This is a genomic window from Nocardia sp. NPDC060220, from assembly GCF_042727815.1.
GTDB lineage: Bacteria > Actinomycetota > Actinomycetes > Mycobacteriales > Mycobacteriaceae > Nocardia.
In genome coordinates this window covers 1-2,112 of record NZ_JBHWZY010001053.1, presented here as the reverse complement: position 1 = coordinate 2,112, position 2,112 = coordinate 1, and the positions used below count along the sequence as shown (strand labels likewise).

Below are 2,112 nucleotides of genomic sequence, written 5' to 3'. Positions count from 1 at the left end.
GCCGTCCTCCTCGACGCGCGCGTAGTCGCCGGGGATCGCGAAGCGAACGCCGTTGAACTCCTTGAACGTCGCGGCCGACTTGACCTCGTCCTTGTAGTAACCGAGCGGGATGTGCCCGCTGCGCGCCAGCAGGCCGACGACGCCGGAACCCGGTTCGACCGGATTGCCTTCCTCGTCGAGCACCTGGGTGGCCGCGTCGATCTTCACCCGGGGACCACCGGTGTGGGTGGCGCCCTTGGCGACCAGGGAGAGTCCACCGAAACCGGTCTCCGAGGAACCGATGGAGTCGGAGATCATCCGGTTGGGCAGCACCTCGAGGAACTTGTCCTTGAGCGACGGCGAGAACAGCGCCGCACTGCTGGCCAGCACGTACAGGGTCGAAAGATCGTAGGGCTCACCGGTTTCCGGGTTGCCTTCGGCCAGCGCGTCGAGCATCGGGCGCGCCATCGCGTCGCCGGTGATGAAGATCAGGTTGATGCCGTGCTTGTCGACGGCCTGCCACACTCCGTGCCCGCTGAACTCGGGAATCATCACGGCCTTGCCACCGCCGAACAGGCTGTGGAAGGTGGCCCACTGCGAGCCGCCGTGGATCATCGGCGGAATCGGGAAGCGCACCATCTGCGGGTTGGCCGCGCCGACCTTGGCCAGCTCCCACTCGTCCTTGGTGTACTCGCCGGTGACGAAGTTGATGCCGGCGCCGAGCACCCGCCAGACATCCTCGTGCCGCCACATCACGCCCTTGGGCAGGCCGGTGGTGCCGCCGGTGTAGAGCATGTAGATGTCGTCGGGCGAGCGCTCCCCGAAGTCACGTTCACCCGACGAATCGGCCAAGGCCGCTTCGTACTCCACAGTGTCCGCGCCGGTGGGCCCATCGGTGCCGTCCTCGACGACGATCACCGTCTTCAGAGCGGGGACCTTCTCCCGAACCGCCGCCACCTTGTCGGTGTAGCGGCGCTCGTGGATCAGCGCGACCATGTCGGAGTTGTCGAAGATGTGCAGTAACTCGTTCTCGACGTAGCGGAAGTTGACGTTGATCATCACCGCCCGCGCCTTGAAGACGGCAACCATCGCTTCGACGGCCTCGACGGTGTTCCTGGAATAGATTCCGACTTTGTCGCCGGGACGCACACCCTGTTCCAGCAGGTAGTGGGCCAACTTGTTGGCCCGCTCCTCCAGTTCGGCGTAGGTCGACTCTCGATGTTCGCCGACCAGCACGATCCGGTCGGGCATCAAGTCGACGGCATGTTCGACGAGATCGGCTATGTTGTAGCTCACAAGGACAAAAATAGAACGTGTTACTGTTTCTGACAAGACTCAACTTGTCAGGAGTACGAAAATGGCCCACTGCCTGGTCGAGAAACGCGACCATGTCCTCATCGTCACCATGAACCGCCCCGAGGCGCGCAACGCCCTCTCCGGCGAGATGATGGCGATCATGCGCGACGCCTGGGACCAGGTGGACAGCGATCCCGACATCCGCGTCGCGATCCTCACCGGTGCGGGCGGGGCCTTCTGCGCGGGAATGGATCTGAAGGCGATGAGCTCGCAGCATCCCGGGGACACCGCCTCCTCCGGCAGCTGGGACCCCGCCTACCTCCCCGCGCTGCTGAAGGGACGGCGACTGGCCAAGCCGCTGATCGCGGCCGTCGAGGGCCCCGCTATCGCCGGTGGCACCGAGATCCTGCAGGGCACCGACCTGCGCGTGGCCGGGGAAAGCGCGAAGTTCGGCGTTTCCGAGGCCCGCTGGGGCCTGTTCCCGCTGGGTGGTTCCGCGGTGCGGCTGGCCCGGCAGATCCCGTACACGGTGGCCGCTGATCTGCTGCTGACCGGTCGGCACATCACCGCTGCCGAGGCCAAGGAGATCGGCCTGATCGGACACGTCGTCCCCGACGGAACCGCCCTCGACAAGGCCATGGCACTGGCAGGCCAGATCGCCGACAACGGCCCGCTCGCCGTCCAGGCGATGCTGCGCACCCTGCGTGAAACCGAGGCCATGCCGGAGAACGAGGCGTTTCCCATCGAGGCGAAGATCGGCATCGAGGTGTTCCGATCAGCCGACGCCAAGGAAGGGCCGCGAGCCTTCGCCGAGAAGCGCAAGCCGAACTTCACCGG

General features: G+C 65.7%; 2 protein-coding genes. One reads left to right on the top strand and one right to left on the bottom strand.

Translation table 11 applies throughout. The annotated features are described in order from the left end of the window. A partial coding sequence (locus ACFWF3_RS33510; RefSeq protein ID WP_379317973.1) for an acyl-CoA synthetase occupies positions 1–1,275 on the bottom strand: 1,275 nt, incomplete at its 3' end. A 61-nt stretch (positions 1,276–1,336) separates the two neighbouring features. Here ACFWF3_RS33510 and ACFWF3_RS33505 point away from each other — a divergent pair. After that, positions 1,337–2,112: crotonase/enoyl-CoA hydratase family protein (locus tag ACFWF3_RS33505; RefSeq protein WP_379317971.1), on the top strand; the 776-nt coding region annotated here is incomplete at its 3' end.